At 52.5% G+C, this 16,858-nt stretch carries 13 protein-coding genes and 2 tRNA genes; 14 read left to right on the plus strand and 1 reads right to left on the minus strand.

All coding sequences use genetic code 11. The annotated features are described in order from the left end of the window. Positions 1-40 precede the first annotated feature (40 nt). The 11 genes from glmM (at position 41) to rpsO (ending at position 9,521) form a co-directional block, all read left to right on the plus strand. Entirely contained in the window at positions 41-1,378 is a 1,338-nt protein-coding gene (gene glmM / locus SAMA_RS04995) for a phosphoglucosamine mutase (protein WP_011759072.1), read from the plus strand. Positions 1,379-1,547: 169 nt separating this feature from the next. Continuing rightward, on the plus strand, positions 1,548-2,330 hold the full coding sequence (gene tpiA, locus SAMA_RS05000; RefSeq protein ID WP_011759073.1) for a triose-phosphate isomerase: 783 nt from the start codon (positions 1,548-1,550) through the stop codon (positions 2,328-2,330). 1 nt (position 2,331) lies between these two features. Next, on the plus strand, positions 2,332-2,658 hold the full coding sequence (secG, locus tag SAMA_RS05005) for a preprotein translocase subunit SecG (protein ID WP_011759074.1): 327 nt from the start codon (positions 2,332-2,334) through the stop codon (positions 2,656-2,658). 12 nt (positions 2,659-2,670) lie between these two features. Continuing rightward, positions 2,671-2,757, plus strand: a tRNA-Leu gene (locus SAMA_RS05010). Positions 2,758-2,836: 79 nt separating this feature from the next. After that, positions 2,837-2,913, plus strand: a tRNA-Met gene (locus tag SAMA_RS05015). Positions 2,914-3,083: 170 nt separating this feature from the next. Then, positions 3,084-3,539 (plus strand): ribosome maturation factor RimP, encoded by a 456-nt coding sequence (rimP, locus tag SAMA_RS05020; RefSeq protein WP_011759075.1) that lies wholly within the window; start codon positions 3,084-3,086, stop codon positions 3,537-3,539. Between the two features lie 27 nt (positions 3,540-3,566). After that, the gene (gene nusA, locus SAMA_RS05025) at positions 3,567-5,066 is read left to right on the plus strand and encodes a transcription termination factor NusA (protein ID WP_011759076.1); all 1,500 of its coding nucleotides are present in this window, start codon (positions 3,567-3,569) and stop codon (positions 5,064-5,066) included. 24 nt (positions 5,067-5,090) lie between these two features. Beyond that, the gene (infB, locus tag SAMA_RS05030) at positions 5,091-7,739 is read left to right on the plus strand and encodes a translation initiation factor IF-2 (protein WP_011759077.1); all 2,649 of its coding nucleotides are present in this window, start codon (positions 5,091-5,093) and stop codon (positions 7,737-7,739) included. Positions 7,740-7,792: 53 nt separating this feature from the next. Beyond that, positions 7,793-8,206: a 30S ribosome-binding factor RbfA gene (rbfA, locus tag SAMA_RS05035; RefSeq protein ID WP_011759078.1), complete on the plus strand. Its 414-nt coding sequence runs from the start codon at positions 7,793-7,795 to the stop codon at positions 8,204-8,206. Continuing rightward, positions 8,206-9,153, plus strand: coding sequence for a tRNA pseudouridine(55) synthase TruB (truB, locus tag SAMA_RS05040; RefSeq protein WP_011759079.1), 948 nt, complete (start codon positions 8,206-8,208; stop codon positions 9,151-9,153). Before rbfA ends, truB begins: the two co-directional genes overlap by 1 nt. Positions 9,154-9,251: 98 nt before the next feature. Further along, a complete protein-coding gene (gene rpsO, locus SAMA_RS05045; protein ID WP_011759080.1) occupies positions 9,252-9,521 on the plus strand; it encodes a 30S ribosomal protein S15 in 270 nt (89 codons plus the stop codon). 67 nt (positions 9,522-9,588) lie between these two features. Here rpsO and SAMA_RS05050 read toward each other — a convergent pair whose 3' ends face one another. Continuing rightward, positions 9,589-11,631 carry a putative bifunctional diguanylate cyclase/phosphodiesterase gene (locus SAMA_RS05050; RefSeq protein ID WP_011759081.1) on the minus strand — a complete coding sequence of 681 codons (2,043 nt, stop codon included), beginning with the start codon at positions 11,629-11,631 and terminating at the stop codon, positions 9,589-9,591. Positions 11,632-11,818: 187 nt separating this feature from the next. Between SAMA_RS05050 and pnp the strand changes: the two genes are divergently transcribed. The 3 genes from pnp to prfC all read left to right on the plus strand — a co-directional run bounded on the left by pnp (position 11,819) and on the right by prfC (position 16,697). Further along, complete coding sequence (gene pnp / locus SAMA_RS05055) at positions 11,819-13,918, plus strand: polyribonucleotide nucleotidyltransferase (RefSeq protein ID WP_011759082.1); 2,100 nt, start codon at positions 11,819-11,821, stop codon at positions 13,916-13,918. Between the two features lie 180 nt (positions 13,919-14,098). After that, positions 14,099-15,004, plus strand: a complete 906-nt coding sequence (nlpI, locus tag SAMA_RS05060) for a lipoprotein NlpI (RefSeq protein ID WP_011759083.1) — start codon at positions 14,099-14,101, stop codon at positions 15,002-15,004. Positions 15,005-15,110: 106 nt separating this feature from the next. After that, positions 15,111-16,697, plus strand: coding sequence for a peptide chain release factor 3 (prfC, locus tag SAMA_RS05065; protein WP_011759084.1), 1,587 nt, complete (start codon positions 15,111-15,113; stop codon positions 16,695-16,697). Positions 16,698-16,858: the final 161 nt, after the last annotated feature.

Here is a 16,858-nt window from a genome sequence, read left to right on the forward strand (position 1 = left end):
AAACGCTCTTCAGTGAGTGTGGATGTGAATGGGGTAGAGAGTGTCACAACGTAAATTTTTTGGAACTGACGGGATCCGCGGCAAAGTGGGCGCGGATCAGATGACGCCCGAATTGGCATTGAAGCTCGGGTGGGCGGCAGGCAGGGTACTGGCACGAACCGGGACTAAAAAGGTCATCATCGGTAAAGATACCCGTATCTCGGGATATATGTTCGAGTCGGCGTTGGAGGCGGGCTTTTCTTCCGCTGGGCTTAACGTGCTGTTAATGGGACCCATGCCCACACCTGCCGTCGCGTATCTTACCCGCACTTTCCGTGCAGAAGCGGGTGTCGTTATCAGCGCTTCCCATAATCCATATTACGACAACGGGATTAAGTTTTTTTCCAATGACGGCAGTAAGCTGGATGATGAAATCGAGCTCGCCATTGAAGCCGAATTGGAAAAACCGCTGATCTGCGCCGAGTCCCAGTTTTTGGGCAAGGTATCCCGCATCGATGATGCCCGTGGTCGTTATATCGAATATTGCAAAGGGAACTTCCCGGCAGACCAAACCTTGAGTGGCCTGAAAATTGTGGTGGATTGTGCCCACGGTGCGACTTACCACATAGCGCCAGCAGTATTTCGTGAACTCGGTGCTGAGGTAGTGGCCATAGGGGTTGAGCCCAATGGCATGAACATCAACGATAAGTGCGGTGCGACCTCGATGGGCGCTATTCGTGACAAGGTGCTCGAAGTCAACGCCGATCTTGGTATCGCCCTGGATGGCGATGGCGACCGGATCATGATGGTTACCCAGGAGGGTGACATCATAGATGGGGACCAAATTCTCTACATACTGGCACTGGATGCAAAAGAGCGGGGTCTGTTAAAGGGCGGTGTCGTGGGTACCCAGATGGCAAACCTAGGCCTTGAATTGGCACTGAAAGACGAGGGTATACCCTTCGCCCGCTCTAAAGTGGGCGACCGCTATGTGATGGAACTTCTGAAAGAGCTGGGTTGGCGCATCGGTGGGGAAAACTCCGGGCACATTCTCAATCTTGACCACGGCACTACCGGTGATGGCATTGTCGCCGGCATTCTGGTGCTCGCGGCAATGCGCCGCAGCGGAAAAGGTCTGCAACAGCTGATTGCCAAGCTCAAGATGTTCCCACAGGTGCTTGTGAATGTGCGCTTTGAAGGCGATAAAAATCCGCTGGAAGCGGATACTGTGACTGCAAAAGTGGCTGAAGTGGAACGAGAGCTCGGTGAACGCGGCCGGGTGTTGCTGCGTAAGTCCGGTACGGAGCCGCTGCTGCGGGTGATGGTTGAGGGTGAAGATAAAGAGACGGTGACGCGTCTAGCCAACGCCATTGCCGATGCAGTAAAAGCGGCCACTTGAAAGCGTAAATGTATAAATTTTAGTGGCTTAGCGCGCATTTTAAGCAAAAATGGGCTCGCTGGAATAAAAAAGCAACAGTCGGGCCTGTTTTTGCCAAAAAGTCGAAAATAGGTGTTGTAACTTAAAACGCGGTTCGCTATTATTCGCTCCGCTTTCAGAGGAGATGGAGATGGCACTCAGACGTCCAATGGTAGCAGGCAACTGGAAGATGAATGGCAGCGCAGCGCTGGCACAGGAACTCTTCAAAAAGTTTGCCGTTAAGCTCCAAAACGATTCAGCGGAAGTTGTCCTGTGTCCGCCGACAATTTACCTCGAGAGCGTCAGGCAGTTGCTCGAAGCGAATAAAGAAGCCCTAAATGGTTGTCTTGTTCGAATGGGGGCTCAGAATTTGAGTCAACATGACTTCGGTGCTTACACCGGGGAGATTTCCGGGCAGATGCTGAAAGATTCCGGATGCCGATATGTGATTGTCGGGCATTCAGAGCGGCGAAGAATGTATGGTGAAACCAGTGATATAGTTGCTGAGAAGTTCGCCGCCGCCCAAAAGCACGGCTTGACTCCAATACTTTGTGTTGGTGAGTCAGGCCCAGCTCGAGAAGCCAGAAGAACCTTTGAGGTGATAGCTGAAGAGCTGGACGTGGTAATCGAAAAGAACGGTACCATGGCTTTTGATAACGCCATTATCGCCTATGAGCCCCTGTGGGCAGTAGGGACAGGTAAAAGCGCTACACCAGAGCAAGCCCAGGAAGTTCACGCGTTTATTCGCAGGAGGCTCTCTGAAGTTTCTCCCTTCATTGGGGAGAATGTCAGGATTCTGTATGGCGGAAGTGTAACGCCAAGCAATGCGGCGGATTTATTCGCCCAACCTGATGTTGACGGTGGACTGATTGGCGGAGCCAGTTTAAACTCGACCGAGTTTTTAACTCTGTGTTCCATAGCAATGAGCGCATAATATGTACGAAGTACTGATAGTTATCTACTTGTTGGTTGCACTTGGCCTGATTGGTCTGGTTCTCATCCAGCAAGGTAAAGGGGCTGACATGGGTGCGTCATTTGGCGCAGGCGCTTCAGGCACCCTGTTTGGTTCCAGTGGTTCAGGCAACTTTTTGACCCGTTCCACTGCAATCCTGGCTGTGGCCTTCTTCACTCTAAGCCTGATCATTGGCAACCTGAGTGCGAACCACATCAAGCAGGAAGATAAATGGAACAACATCGGTTCTGAACCTACTGCAGAGGAAGTTCAGCAAACCGAAAAGTCAGAAACCAAAATTCCTGACTAAAAAGCAAGATTAGCCGAGGTGGTGAAATTGGTAGACGCGCAGCCTTGAGGTGGCTGTGTCCTAACGGACGTGCGGGTTCAAGTCCCGCTCTCGGCACCAATTAAAATGATTGTAACCAGTTAAACAGGTGGCAATCATTGCAAGTAAGTTGCTAAGTCAATATACTTGCAGCAGTTGACGCGGGGTGGAGCAGCATGGTAGCTCGTCGGGCTCATAACCCGAAGGTCGTCGGTTCAAATCCGGCCCCCGCAACCAGCTCCCAGTTTCGAATTTATGGAAGAATTCGCTACTGTAAACAGGTTCTTATAAGCAATGGCCTCGTTATTACGGGGTTTTTTGTTATATGGACTTTCAGATCCACCGCAGTATTTTGCGGTACAGTTACTGGGGCTTTATAGCCCTTTTTTGTTTTTTCGGGGGTCACTTTGGCGACATTGGAAACCAGACTGGCAGAAATGCTGACACCGGCTGTCGAAGCCGCTGGCTATGTGGTGTGGGGCATTGAATACGTGCAGGCAGGAAAGCATTCAATCCTGCGTGTTTATATCGACAGCGAGCAGGGTATTTCCGTTGACGACTGTGCTGATGCCAGTCGCCAAATCAGTGCAATCCTCGATGTGGAAGACCCAATTTCCAACGAATACACTCTCGAAGTGTCTTCTCCTGGGCTGGACAGACCGCTGTTCAACGCAGCCCAATACGCCCGCTATGTGGGTGAAGATGTAAAAGTACAACTGACCATGCCTGTTGAAGGCAGTCGGAACTTGAAAGGTGTTATCGACAAGGTTGAAGGCCAGATGCTGACCATCAAAGTCGATGGCAAGACATTGGTCGTTGCCCTGGACAATATCCGCAAAGGCAACATTATTGCGAAGTTTTGATGGTTTCAAGGTGAACGAGGCAAGACAATGAATAAAGAGATTCTGCTGGTCGCTGAGGCGGTTTCAAACGAGAAAGCCGTTCCGCGTGAAAAGATTTTCGAGGCGTTGGAGACAGCTCTGGCCACGGCAACCAAGAAAAAGTACGAAGGTGATATCGACGTTCGTGTAGCCATCGATCGCAAGACCGGTGACTATGAAACCTTCCGTCGCTGGATGGTGGTAGAGGATAACGGCGAAGCGCTGGAAAATCCTTACCGTGAGATCACCCTCGAAGCCGCCCAATATGAAAATCCTGAAATCCAGGTGGGCGAGTTTATTGAGGACGAAATCGAGTCTGTGGTTTTCGACCGTATCACTACCCAAACTGCCAAGCAGGTTATCGTGCAAAAAGTGCGCGAAGCCGAACGTGCTCAGGTTGTTGAACAGTTTTACGACAAAGAAGGCGAAATCATCACTGGCGTGGTGAAGAAGAGCAATCGTGACAGTGTCATTGTGGATTTGGGCAACAACGCCGACGGCGTGCTGTACAAAGAAGACCTGATTGCCCGCGAATCTTTCCGTCCAGGCGATCGCGTTCGCGCACTGCTCTATGCTGTGCGTCCTGAGGCCCGCGGTGCTCAGTTGTACCTGACCCGTACCAAGCCTGAAATGCTGATTGAGCTCTTCCGTGTGGAAGTGCCTGAAATCGCAGATGAGATGATCCAGGTGATGGGTGCTGCCCGTGATCCAGGCAGCCGCGCCAAGATTGCTGTGAAGTCTAACGACCGTCGCATCGATCCTATCGGCGCCTGTGTGGGTATGCGTGGTGCCCGTGTTCAGGCCGTGTCCAACGAACTCGGTGGTGAGCGCGTGGATATCGTGCTGTGGGACGATAACCCAGCGCAATTCGTGATCAACGCCATGGCGCCAGCCGATGTGGCTTCTATCATCGTGGATGAAGATAACCACTCTATGGACATCGCCGTGGAAGCTGATTCTCTGGCCCAGGCTATTGGCCGTAATGGTCAGAACGTGCGTTTGGCCACTCAACTGACCGGTTGGGAGTTGAACGTGATGACAGTGGCAGACATGAATGCCAAGCACCAGGCAGAAAGTGCCAAGGTGGTTGCGCTGTTTATGGCGTCACTGGATGTAGATGAAGATTTTGCTCAGGTGCTGGCCGATGAAGGCTTCACCTCACTGGAAGAAGTGGCTTATGTACCGGTTGCCGAACTCTTGGCAATCGATGGCTTCGACGAGGACATCGTTGAAGCGCTGCGTGAGCGCGCCAAAGCGGCCATTTCTACCCGTGCGTTGGCGTCTGAAGAAGCGCTGGACGGTGCAGAGCCGAGTGAAGAATTGCTGAATCTTGAAGGCATGGATCGCCACCTCGCGTTTGTACTTGCAAGCCGTGGTGTAGTGACGCTGGAAGATTTGGCCGAACAAGGCATTGATGATTTGATCGAAATAGAAGAATTGACAGAAGAGAAAGCCGGTGCGCTGATCATGGCTGCCCGTAACATCTGTTGGTTTGGCGAAGAGTCTTAAGTCGATCAACAGGGGAGGTAACCTATGACGGAAATTACGGTAGAGAAACTAGCCACAGAAGTCGGTAAAACTGTTGACAGACTTATTGAACAGTTTGCCCAGGCCGGTATCAAGAAGGCCAAAGCTGACACTGTGTCTGAATCAGAAAAGCAGCAACTGCTGGACTTTTTGAAGAAGCAACACGGCGCTGACGCCCAGCCAACCAAGATGACACTCCAGCGTAAGACTGTGTCTACGCTTAGCGTGTCCAGCGGTGGTGGACAGTCTAAAGACGTGAAAGTGGAAGTGCGCAAGAAGCGTACTTTCGTGAAGCGTGACGGTAACGAAGCAGCCCTGAAGGCTGAAGAAGAAGCCCGTGCTCAAGCCGAAGCCCAGGCAAAAGCCGAAGCCGAAGCCAAGGCTAAAGCTGAGGCCGAAGCCAAGGCAAAAGCAGACGCAGAAGCCAAGGCAAAAGCCAAGGCTGAAGCCGAAGCCAAAGCAAAAGCCAGCGCCAGTGCTGCCAAAGAGCAACCAAAGCCAGTTGAGTCAGAAGAAGCCAAGGCTGAAGCTGCTCGCCTGAAGTCGCAGCAGGAAGAAGCTGCCAAGAGCAAGGCTGCCCAGGAAGAAGCCGCTGCCAAAGAAAAGGCGCGTCTGTTGGCTGAAGAAAACGCCGCTCGTTGGGCTGAAGAAGAGCGTCGTCGTATCGAGGCTGAGCGTTATGGCGATCACCATGTAACCACTTCCAAGGTAGCCCGTGCCGCTGAAGACAGTGCCGACCTGGATGATGAAAAACGCGGCCGTCGCAACCGTAACAAGACTCAGACCAAGAGCAAGCGTGGTGGTAAAGACGCTCGCGAAGGTCGTGAGAAGCACATGAAATACAAGAGCACTCCCGAGTCCATGGCACACGGCTTTAACAAGCCAGTGGCCGCTGTGACCCGTGATGTGCGCATTGGTGAGACTGTGACTGTGGCCGAGCTGGCGCAGAAGATGGCAGTCAAGGCCACCGAAATCATCAAAGCCATGATGAAGATGGGCTCCATGGTAACCATCAACCAGGTACTGGATCAGGAAACTGCCCAACTGGTTGCTGAGGAAATGGGTCACAAGGTTGTACTGCTGCGTGAAAACGAGCTGGAGCATCAGGTTCTGGCAGATCGTGACGATGAAGGTACCACCAAGCTTGAGCCTCGCGCTCCTGTGGTAACCATCATGGGTCACGTTGACCACGGTAAGACCTCGCTGCTCGACTACATCCGTCGCACCAAGGTTGCGGCTGGTGAAGCCGGTGGTATTACGCAGCACATCGGTGCCTACCACGTAGAAACCGATAACGGCATGATCACCTTCCTGGATACCCCTGGTCACGCGGCCTTTACCGCAATGCGTGCCCGTGGTGCCAAGGCAACTGACATCGTTATTCTGGTTGTGGCCGCCGACGACGGCGTAATGCCACAGACCATCGAAGCTATCCAGCACGCCAAGGCCGGTAATGTGCCTTTGATTGTGGCTGTGAACAAGATGGACAAGCCAGAAGCCGATATCGACCGCGTGAAGAACGAACTGTCTCAGCATGGCGTAATGTCAGAAGACTGGGGCGGAGAGAACATGTTCTGTTACGTGTCTGCCAAGACTGGTCAGGGCGTTGATGAACTGCTGGAAGCTATCCTGCTTCAGGCTGAAGTTCTCGAACTCAAAGCTGTCCGCGATGGTATGGCGGCTGGTGTGGTTATCGAATCTCAGCTCGACAAGGGCCGTGGTCCGGTAGCGACCGTTCTGGTTCAGGAAGGTACGTTGCGTCAGGGCGACATCGTTCTGTGTGGTCTCGAGTACGGTAAGATCCGTGCCATGAAAGATGAAAACGGTCGCCCAATTATGGAAGCCGGTCCATCTATTCCTGTGGAGATTCTCGGTCTGTCAGGTGTGCCTTCTGCCGGTGACGAAGCGACTGTGGTGCGTGACGAGCGTAAAGCCCGTGAAGTGGCCCTGTACCGTCAAGGCAAGTTCCGTGATGTGAAGCTGGCGCGTCAGCAAAAGTCCAAGCTCGAGAACATGTTTGCCAACATGACCGAAGGCGAAGTGCAGGAACTCAACATCGTGCTCAAGGCCGACGTACAGGGTTCTCTGGAAGCCATTACCGACTCGCTGCGTAAGCTGTCTACCGATGAAGTGAAGGTGAACATCATTGCTTCCGGTGTAGGTGCACTGACCGAAACCGACGCGACTCTGGCTGCAGCCTCCAACGCCATCATGGTTGGCTTTAACGTACGTGCCGACGCCCAGGCCCGTAAGACCATTGAATCTGAAGCCGTTGATCTGCGTTACTACAGCGTGATCTACGACCTGATTGACGAAGTGAAGTCTGCCATGAGCGGTATGCTGTCACCTGAGTTCAAGCAGCAGATCATTGGTCTGGCCGAAGTGCGTGACGTGTTCAAGTCGCCTAAGCTTGGCGCTATCGCCGGCTGTATGGTGATTGAAGGTATCGTGAAGCGCAGCGCGCCAATCCGTGTACTGCGTGAGAACGTGGTAATCTACGAAGGTGAGCTGGAGTCTCTGCGCCGCTTTAAGGACGACGTGAACGAAGTCCGCAACGGCATGGAGTGTGGTATCGGCGTTAAGAACTACAATGATGTTCGCGTAGGCGATCAAATTGAAGTGTTCGAAACTATCGAAGTCGCACGAACACTCTAACAACCAAAAAAGGGCGGCTCAGGCCGCCCTTGTTGATTTTATGGTAAGTAATCATGGCAAGAGAATTTAGTCGTACCCGCCGCATCGGTCAGCAGCTGCAACAGGAGCTGGCCTTTGTACTGCAGCGGGACATGAAAGATCCTCGCATCGGCATGGTAACCGTCAATGACGTGGATGTATCCCGCGATCTGAGCCACGCCAAAGTATACGTGACCTTTTTCGAGGAAGATCCTCAAGTTATCGAAGCCAAGCTGGCAGCCCTGAATACGGCTGCACCTTATGCCCGTACTCTGGTGGCTGGTCGCATGAAGCTTAGGGTCATGCCTGAGCTGCGCTTTATCTACGATGCGTCTCTGGTTGAAGGTATGCGCATGTCAAACCTGGTGAGTAAGGTCATTCGTGACGATGAGGCCAAGAAAGGTCACATTGGCGATGAACCCCAGGAAGGGCAGCGCGAGGAAGACTGATGGCAAGACGCACCAAAGGGCGCAATATCGACGGTATCGTCCTGCTGGATAAACCCACGGGCATGAGTTCCAATCATGCCCTGCAGCGGGTTAAGCGCATTTACAATGCGTCCAAAGCAGGCCATACAGGCGCGCTCGATCCTCTGGCGACCGGCATGTTACCCGTGTGCCTGGGTGAGGCAACCAAGTTTTCTCAGCACCTGCTGGATGCGGATAAACGTTATCTGGTTACTGCCAAGCTTGGTCAGCGCACTGACACCAGCGATTCCGACGGCGAAGTGGTCAGTGAGCGGCCATTAAACTTCACCCAGGAAGCGCTGGATGCTGCCTTGGACAGTTTCCGTGGTGATACCCTGCAGGTACCTTCGATGTTTTCGGCGCTTAAGTATCAGGGCCAGCCCCTGTATAAGTATGCCCGTGAAGGTAAGGAAGTTCCGCGGGAAGCCAGACCCATCACAGTGTTCGAGCTTAACTTCATCAAGCTTGAAGGTGATGAGCTGACGCTGGATATTCACTGCTCCAAGGGTACATACATACGTACCATCATTGACGATCTCGGTGAGAAGCTTGGCTGTGGCGCCCATGTGATTATGCTCCGACGCACCGCCGTCGCCGGTTACCCCTACGAGCGTATGGTGACCATCGAAGCGCTTGAAGCATTGCTGGAGCAGGCTGAAAAGGAGGGCGTTGAACCCAAGACCTTGCTCGACCCGCTGCTGCTGCCGATGGATACCGCTGTCGCCAATTTTCCGGAGGTCAATATTCCGGATGCGGTTGCGCCTTATTTGATGAACGGTAACCCGGTGCGCGTCGCAGGCGTGTCCAGCGATAGCCTGTTGCGTATTACCCTTGGTGAGGCGCGACGGTTCGTTGGTGTGGGCGCCATCAATGACGATGGCCTGCTGGCGCCCAAGCGCCTGGTTGTCTTTTACGACGATGAAGCCTAAAGCGGTTGCTACGGCAGTCGAATGTGGCTAAAATATCGCGTCTTCTTGGCTGAGTTAGTGATCGGCTGAGACAATTTACTGATATTTTGGAGATATTCATGTCACTAAGTACTGAAGCTAAAGCAAAAATCCTGGCTGAGTTTGGCCGTGGTGAAAACGACACTGGTTCAACTGAAGTTCAGGTAGCTCTGCTGACTGCTCAGATCAACCACCTGCAGGATCACTTCAAGACTCATATTCACGATCACCACTCACGTCGTGGTCTGCTGCGTATGGTTAGCTCTCGTCGTAAGCTGCTGTCTTACCTGCAGCGCACCGAGAATGAGCGTTACAACGCTCTGATCCAGAAGCTGGGTCTGCGTCGCTAATCCAGCGAAGCAAGAAAAAAGGAGGCATTTGCCTCCTTTTTTCGTTTTTGGGATCAGCTTTTATTGGTTAACCGTGGAGGTTTTGTATTTCTGCTGTCTGTGAACGAATGTATTTCTCTTCAAACTCTTCCATGGGTAATGGCGGGCTGAAGTAAAAGCCCTGACCGATACCGCACCCGGCAGTTTTTAACCACTGCAGCTGCTGTTCATTCTCAATACCTTCCGCGACAATACGAAGATCCAGCTGTTTCCCCAGCATCAGGATGGTCGAAGCGATGGCACTGTCGTTGGGCAGGTCGGTCACGAAGCAGCGGTCAATCTTCATGGTGGTAATCGGCAGGTGTCGCAGGTAAGAAAGCGACGAGTAGCCGGTACCAAAGTCATCTACTGCAATACCAAAACCGGCATTTTTAAGCTGCTCCAGTTTGCTGATAGCCGTTTCGACGTCGCTCATCAATGAGGTTTCGGTAATTTCGATTTCCAGTAAATCTGGTGATATTTGATAGCGTAGCGCCATCTGCTTGATGTCGGGCACCAGGCTGGCATCGGCAAATTGCTGTGATGCCACATTGACTGCGATGGGAATGGCAAAGTTGTACTGCTTTTGCCAGTGGCGCAGTGTTTTACAGCTTTGCTCCAATACCCAGCGGCCTATGGGAACGATAATGCCGGTTTCTTCGGCGACTGGAATAAACGACATGGGGCTTATCAGGCGGCCATCTTTTTGCCAGCGGATAAGTGCCTCGCAGCCCATGACTTTACCTGTGGTCAAATCCAGCTTGGGTTGAAAGTGCAGGACAAACTCGTCGTTTTTCAGCGCATCGTGCAAAGACGCTTCAGTGCGTAAGCGCACGGCAGCACGCTCTGTCATTTGCTGTTTAAAGAAGGCCCACTGGTTCGAGCCGGAGGCCTTGGCGCTGTACATGGCGATATCGGCGTGTCGGATAAGGTCCTCCGCACTGTTGCCATCTTCAGGGTAGAGGGATATCCCCACAGAGGCAGCAGGGTGGATGGAGTGATCACCAAGCTGGATTGGGTTGTTGAGTTGGACCAATAGCTTATCTACAAAGTCTGCTGCCATATCGGCGCAGTGGATTTCGTCCGCCAGGATCACGAACTCATCACCACCGAGGCGCGCAACCGTGCCTTTATCGCCCACCACCCGCTCCAGTAGCCGCGCGATACGGGCAAGAAACTGATCGCCCAGAGCATGGCCCAGGGAGTCGTTGACGTTTTTAAAACGGTCCAGGTCGATAAACAGCAGGGTGAATGAACGCTTGTGAACCCTGGCGCGCTGTATGGTCACTGCTATGGTCTCAAGCAGCAAGGTACGGTTTGGCAGGCCGGTGAGGGGGTCTCTGGTCGCCATCTTACGCAGCTTGCTTTGTGTCTGGCCGAATTGCAGCAGAATTTGATTCAGCTTGGTGCTTACCAAGCCGAGTTCGTCGTCCTTGTGGGCGTCTGAAATAGGCAGCAGGTTTTCATCGGGTGACTCGGGCTCAATCTTGTCGATGGCTTCACTTATTCGGGCAATCGGCTGAGTGAGAAAGCGGTGAAACACGATGGACAATACCAGCGTCAGAAACAGTGCTCGCGCCAGGGTTGCCAAAAAACCCACTTTCAACTGGCCGAACAGGGTATTGGCCAGCTCCTGGGTATCGTAAAAGATGGTCAGGCTACCAATCAATTGCTGTTGTCTTGAGCCTTCAAAGTAAAAAGGGCGGTACAAAGGACGGGAAATTTCCCGTAAATCCCCGAAGAGTTCTTCACTTAAACTATTAAAAAAATTTGAGTAGGTGTTCTTGCCGTTGGTGACTGAGACGAACATCGAACCATCGTCCAGTTCGATAACCGAGGCGCCCACATGTTCGACTTTGAGCACCCCTTCAAGAGTTTGGCGGGCGAGGTTGTCGTCTAACGCCCACACGGCATTGGCTGCAGGTTGTTCAACCGAATCAAGCAGTTCCTGCTGGCTGGAGGTCAGGGCTTCCCGGGTCGACATTACCATTAGAGCCAGCTCGATGATAAAAATCGCAACAGCAAAAAACAGCGCTGTGAAGACAACGAGATTGGTTTGTTTCCAGGTAAGTGATTTGAACCGAATCGCCATCAATCAGTTTCCGGGCTAATAGAAGCGTTAGGGCAGGTCCGTTCAGGGACGGATTTCGCCAGTCCGATAAAAGCCACTGTAGTGAAAAGTTAAAGATTTGTCACCAGATTCCACTCTTTAACTATCTACTTGACTTGCAGTATACTTACGCGCGTATTTCAAGGTCATTAATTAAGGAATGGGTCACGTGAATCCTATCGTAAAAAGTTTTGAGTATGGTCAGCATACAGTCACTCTGGAAACAGGCGTAATCGCTCGTCAAGCCGATGGTGCCGTAATGGCAAGCATGGGCGACACAACTGTACTGGTTACCGTTGTGGGCAAGAAGGAAGCAGACCCAGGCCGTGACTTCTTCCCACTTACCGTAAACTACCAGGAAAAAACTTACGCAGCTGGTAAGATCCCCGGTGGCTTCTTTAAGCGTGAAGGCCGTCCATCTGAAGACGAAACTCTGATTGCCCGATTGATCGATCGTCCAATCCGCCCCCTGTTCCCTGATGACTTTACCAACGAAGTACAGGTCATCATCACAGTGGTCTCGGTAGACCCTCAGATTGAGCCGGACATTGTTTCTATGATCGGTACTTCTGCTGCCCTGGCGATTTCAGGTATTCCATTTAACGGTCCTCTGGGTGCTGCCCGCGTGGGTTATGTGAATGGCGAATACGTGTTGAACCCAGGTGCCGCTGAACTGGCTGGCAGCGAACTGGATCTGGTGGTTGCCGGTACCCAGAGCGCCGTACTGATGGTGGAATCTGAAGCCAAATCTCTGCCAGAAGAAGTCATGCTGGGTGCCGTAGTGTACGGTCATGACCAGCAGCAGGTTGTTATCAATGCCATCAACGAGTTTGCTGCCGAAGCCGGTAAGCCACGTTGGAACTGGACTGCACCTGTTAAAAATGAAGCCCTGGTAGCACAAATCAAAGAGCTGGCCGAAGAAGGCCTGACTGCGGCTTACCAGATCATGGCCAAGCAAGAACGTTACGAAGCCGTTGGTGAAGTAAAGAAAGCCACTATCGCCAAGCTGCAGGAAGCCAATCCTGACGTGAACGTACGTGAAGCTGCCGATCTGCTGGGTAGCCTGGAGAAGAACGTCGTTCGCGGCCGCATTATCGCTGGCATGCCACGTATCGACGGCCGTGAGCCAGACATGATCCGTGCCCTGTCTGTCATGGCAGGTGTACTGCCACGTACCCACGGCTCTGCCCTGTTCACCCGTGGTGAAACTCAGGCGTTGGTAACCTGTACTCTGGGTACCGAGCGTGATGCCCAGAAGATTGACTCCATCATGGGCGAGCGCACCAATCGCTTCATGCTGCACTACAACTTCCCTCCATACTCTGTGGGTGAAACCGGTATGGTTGGCTCGCCAAAGCGCCGCGAAATCGGCCACGGTAAGCTGGCATGGCGCGGTATCAACGCGGTAATGCCATCTGCCGAAGAGTTCCCATACTCTGTACGTGTGGTATCTGAAATCACTGAGTCCAACGGTTCTTCTTCCATGGCCTCTGTGTGCGGTACCTCTCTGGCGCTGATGGATGCCGGTGTACCTATCAAGACTTCTGTGGCCGGTATTGCCATGGGTCTGGTGAAGGAAGGTGACAACTTCGTGGTTCTGTCTGACATCCTGGGTGACGAAGACCACCTGGGTGACATGGACTTCAAAGTAGCCGGTACCCGTGATGGTGTTACTGCACTGCAGATGGACATCAAAATCGAAGGTATCACCAAAGAAATCATGGAAATCGCTCTGCAGCAGGCTTACGGCGCCCGCGTTCACATCCTGAACGTGATGGACCAGGCCATCGGTAGTGCCCGTCCAGATATCTCTGACTTCGCGCCACGTATCACCACCATCAAGATCAACCCAGAGAAGATCCGTGATGTTATCGGTAAAGGCGGCGCCGTTATCCGTGCGCTGACTGAAGAAACCGGTACCACCATCGAGCTGGAAGATGACGGTACTGTGAAGATTGCCTCTAACAATGGCGACGCTACCCGCGAAGCTATCCGCCGCATCGAGGAAATCACCTCAGAAGTGGAAGTGGGTCGTCTGTACACAGGTAAGGTTATCCGTATCGTTGACTTCGGTGCCTTCGTGAACATCCTGCCCGGCAAAGATGGTCTGGTACACATCTCGCAAATCAGCGATGAGCGTGTAGCCAACGTATCTGACCACCTGCAACTGAACCAGGAAGTGACCGTGAAGGTCATGGAAGTGGATCGTCAGGGTCGTGTGCGTCTGTCTATCAAGGAAGCTCAGGTTAAAGAACCTGCTGCCGAATAACAGATAGCCATAACGGTTAATTAAAGGAGACCTCAGGGTCTCCTTTTTTATTGGACAGTGAAAACCGGGCGGACAATTTATAATAAATATCAATGGCTGATGGCGGGCTACAGTATGGATTGCTATGATGGAGCGACACAGGGCCCATTAGGGTTTCTAAGGTCGAAAGGTGAGAGTTGGATGGAGCTAAAACTCAGAACATTGTTGGTGTCGGCCCTGATTGGGGCAAGTATGATGTCTGGCGGCTGTGCGTCGACCAGTGGCAACACCTCGCTCAATGATGCAGATGGTCGCTTGGTAGTGGCCCCTCTGTTGCCGGACTACAAGCACGAAGTCAGCCTTGCTCGGCTGAACGAAGTACTTTCCACCATGGACCTCAACGAAGAGCAATTGGCTCGGGTTTATTACGAGCGCGGCGTGCTTTACGATACTCTGGGGCTGAGGTTGATGGCGCGACTCGATTTCCATCAAGCACTGAAAATCCTGCCTAATATCGCTGATGCTTATAATTTTCTGGGTATTTATTACACCCAGGAAGGCGATTTCGATAATGCTTACGAAGCCTTTGATGCCGTACTCGAGCTTGAACCCAATTATGACTATGCCTATCTGAACCGCGGTATCGCCCTTTACTATGGTGAGCGCAGCGATTTGGCCGTCAGTGATATGGACATGTTCTTAAGACGCGACCCCTCGGATGGTTACCGGGCGCTTTGGTATTATTTAATTGATACCGAGCTTGACCGACAGAATGCGCTGAAGAATCTTGCCGAACACAGGCAGTTGCTAAAAGATGACTGGGCCGCCGCCATCGCCGATTTTTATTTGGGTAATGTGAGCAAAAAAGCCCTGTTTGAAAAGGCGAAACTTGGCCTTAACCATCCGCGTGAATACGCCGAAAGGTTGTGTGAGGCTTACTTCTATGTTGCCAAGGCGGAAGAGTCGTTGGGCAACAAAGATGCTGCTGCCAACTACTTCCGTTTAGCGCTGGCGACCAACATCTACGACTTTGTCGAACACAGATATGCCAGGGTCGAACTGGCACGTATGGCCGAGCAGGCTCAGACATCAATTGACAAGCCTTAAGCGCTGTCGTTGTACTCAAGGCCAATTTAGGCGAAAATACCCCCCAATTTAGTGCCATTCGAGTCGCCGCCTTCGGGCGGCGACGCTACTTGAAAGAAAGCTATCCATGTCAAATACATTGCTTGCCGAAGTGGCTTCGCGCCGCACCTTCGCCATTATTTCTCACCCGGACGCCGGTAAAACCACCATTACCGAAAAGGTATTGTTGCACGGCCGCGCCATTCAAAGCGCCGGTACTGTAAAGGGGCGGGGCAGCGGTCAGCATGCCAAGTCTGACTGGATGGAAATGGAAAAAGAGCGGGGTATTTCGGTTACCACCTCTGTGATGCAGTTTCCTTACAACAGCTGCCTGGTGAACCTGCTCGATACCCCAGGTCACGAAGACTTCTCGGAAGATACCTACCGTACCCTGACGGCGGTAGATTCCTGTTTGATGGTGATTGATGCCGCCAAGGGTGTGGAAGACCGTACCCGCAAGCTGATGGAAGTCACCCGTCTGCGTGATACGCCCATCGTGACCTTTATGAACAAGCTTGACCGTGATATCCGCGATCCCATGGAGCTGCTCGACGAGGTGGAGACAGAGCTTAACATCCTCTGCGCCCCCATCACCTGGCCTATTGGTTGCGGTAAATTGTTCAAGGGCGTTTATCACCTGCACCGTGATGAAACCATCCTGTATCAGACTGGCCATGGCCATACCATTCAGGAACTGCGCATTGTAAAAGGCCTGGATAATCCGGATCTGGATGCTGCTGTTGGCAGTGACTTTGCCGAGCAGTTGCGTGAAGAGCTGGAGCTGGTGCGCGGCGCCTCCAATGAGTTCGACAAGGAACTGTTTTTGAGTGGTGAGCTGACACCGGTTTATTTCGGTACCGCCCTGGGTAACTTTGGTGTAGACCATATGCTTGATGGCTTGACCGAATGGGCGCCTGCACCCATGCCACGTGAGACCAGCGAGCGCACCGTGGAAGCCGGGGAGGACAAGTTCTCGGGCTTCGTGTTTAAAATTCAGGCCAACATGGATCCCAAGCACCGTGACCGTATCGCCTTTATGCGCATAGTGTCGGGCAAGTACACCCAGGGCATGAAGATGAAGCACGTGCGCATTGGCAAAACCGTGAACATCTCAGATGCCGTGACTTTTATGGCCGGTGATCGTGAGCGCGCCGAAGAAGCCTTTGCGGGCGATATTATCGGTCTGCACAACCACGGCACCATCCAGATTGGTGATACCTTTACCCAGGGTGAAGATCTCAAGTTCACCGGTATTCCCAACTTTGCACCTGAAATGTTCCGCCGTATTCGTCTGAAAGATCCGTTGAAGCAAAAGCAGCTGCTTAAGGGCCTGGTACAACTTTCTGAAGAAGGTGCCGTACAGGTGTTCCGCCCGCTGGACACCAACGATCTTATCGTTGGGGCTGTGGGGGTGCTGCAGTTTGAAGTGGTAGTTGCCCGCCTCAAGTCCGAATATAACGTTGAAGCTATCTACGAGGCGGTCAACGTGGCGACAGCGCGTTGGGTCTATTGTGAAGATGGGCGTAAACTGGAAGAATTCAAACGTAAGTGTTCCACCAATCTGGCATTGGATGGTGGTGACAATCTCACTTACATTGCCCCCACTATGGTTAATCTGAATCTGTCGATGGAACGTTATCCCGACATTCAGTTTGCCAAGACCCGCGAGCATTAATCGCGGAACCAAAAGGCGGGGATACCCGCCTTTTTTATTGCCTGTTGTCTGGAGGTGAGTATGTTGTCCTGGATAAAGCGTGGTTGGAAAGCGTATACGGATTGGTGTGACCGCATGGGACTGACACCGGAAAATCGACGCTGCTGTGCCCCCAGGTTGGA

Origin of the sequence: Shewanella amazonensis SB2B, assembly GCF_000015245.1 — a bacterium.
Lineage (GTDB): Bacteria > Pseudomonadota > Gammaproteobacteria > Enterobacterales > Shewanellaceae > Shewanella > Shewanella amazonensis.

What these genes read in the sequence shown, in the direction of transcription:
- tpiA (WP_011759073.1), top strand. Translation starts at nt 1,548, where the DNA reads ATGGCACTCAGACGTCCAATGGTAGCAGGCAACTGGAAGATGAATGGC.
- secG (WP_011759074.1), top strand. Translation starts at nt 2,332, where the DNA reads ATGTACGAAGTACTGATAGTTATCTACTTGTTGGTTGCACTTGGCCTG.
- nusA (WP_011759076.1), top strand. Translation starts at nt 3,567, where the DNA reads ATGAATAAAGAGATTCTGCTGGTCGCTGAGGCGGTTTCAAACGAGAAA.
- infB (WP_011759077.1), top strand. Translation starts at nt 5,091, where the DNA reads ATGACGGAAATTACGGTAGAGAAACTAGCCACAGAAGTCGGTAAAACT.
- rbfA (WP_011759078.1), top strand. Translation starts at nt 7,793, where the DNA reads ATGGCAAGAGAATTTAGTCGTACCCGCCGCATCGGTCAGCAGCTGCAA.
- truB (WP_011759079.1), top strand. Translation starts at nt 8,206, where the DNA reads ATGGCAAGACGCACCAAAGGGCGCAATATCGACGGTATCGTCCTGCTG.
- rpsO (WP_011759080.1), top strand. Translation starts at nt 9,252, where the DNA reads ATGTCACTAAGTACTGAAGCTAAAGCAAAAATCCTGGCTGAGTTTGGC.
- SAMA_RS05050 (WP_011759081.1), bottom strand. Translation starts at nt 11,631, where the DNA reads ATGGCGATTCGGTTCAAATCACTTACCTGGAAACAAACCAATCTCGTT.
- nlpI (WP_011759083.1), top strand. Translation starts at nt 14,099, where the DNA reads ATGGAGCTAAAACTCAGAACATTGTTGGTGTCGGCCCTGATTGGGGCA.
- prfC (WP_011759084.1), top strand. Translation starts at nt 15,111, where the DNA reads ATGTCAAATACATTGCTTGCCGAAGTGGCTTCGCGCCGCACCTTCGCC.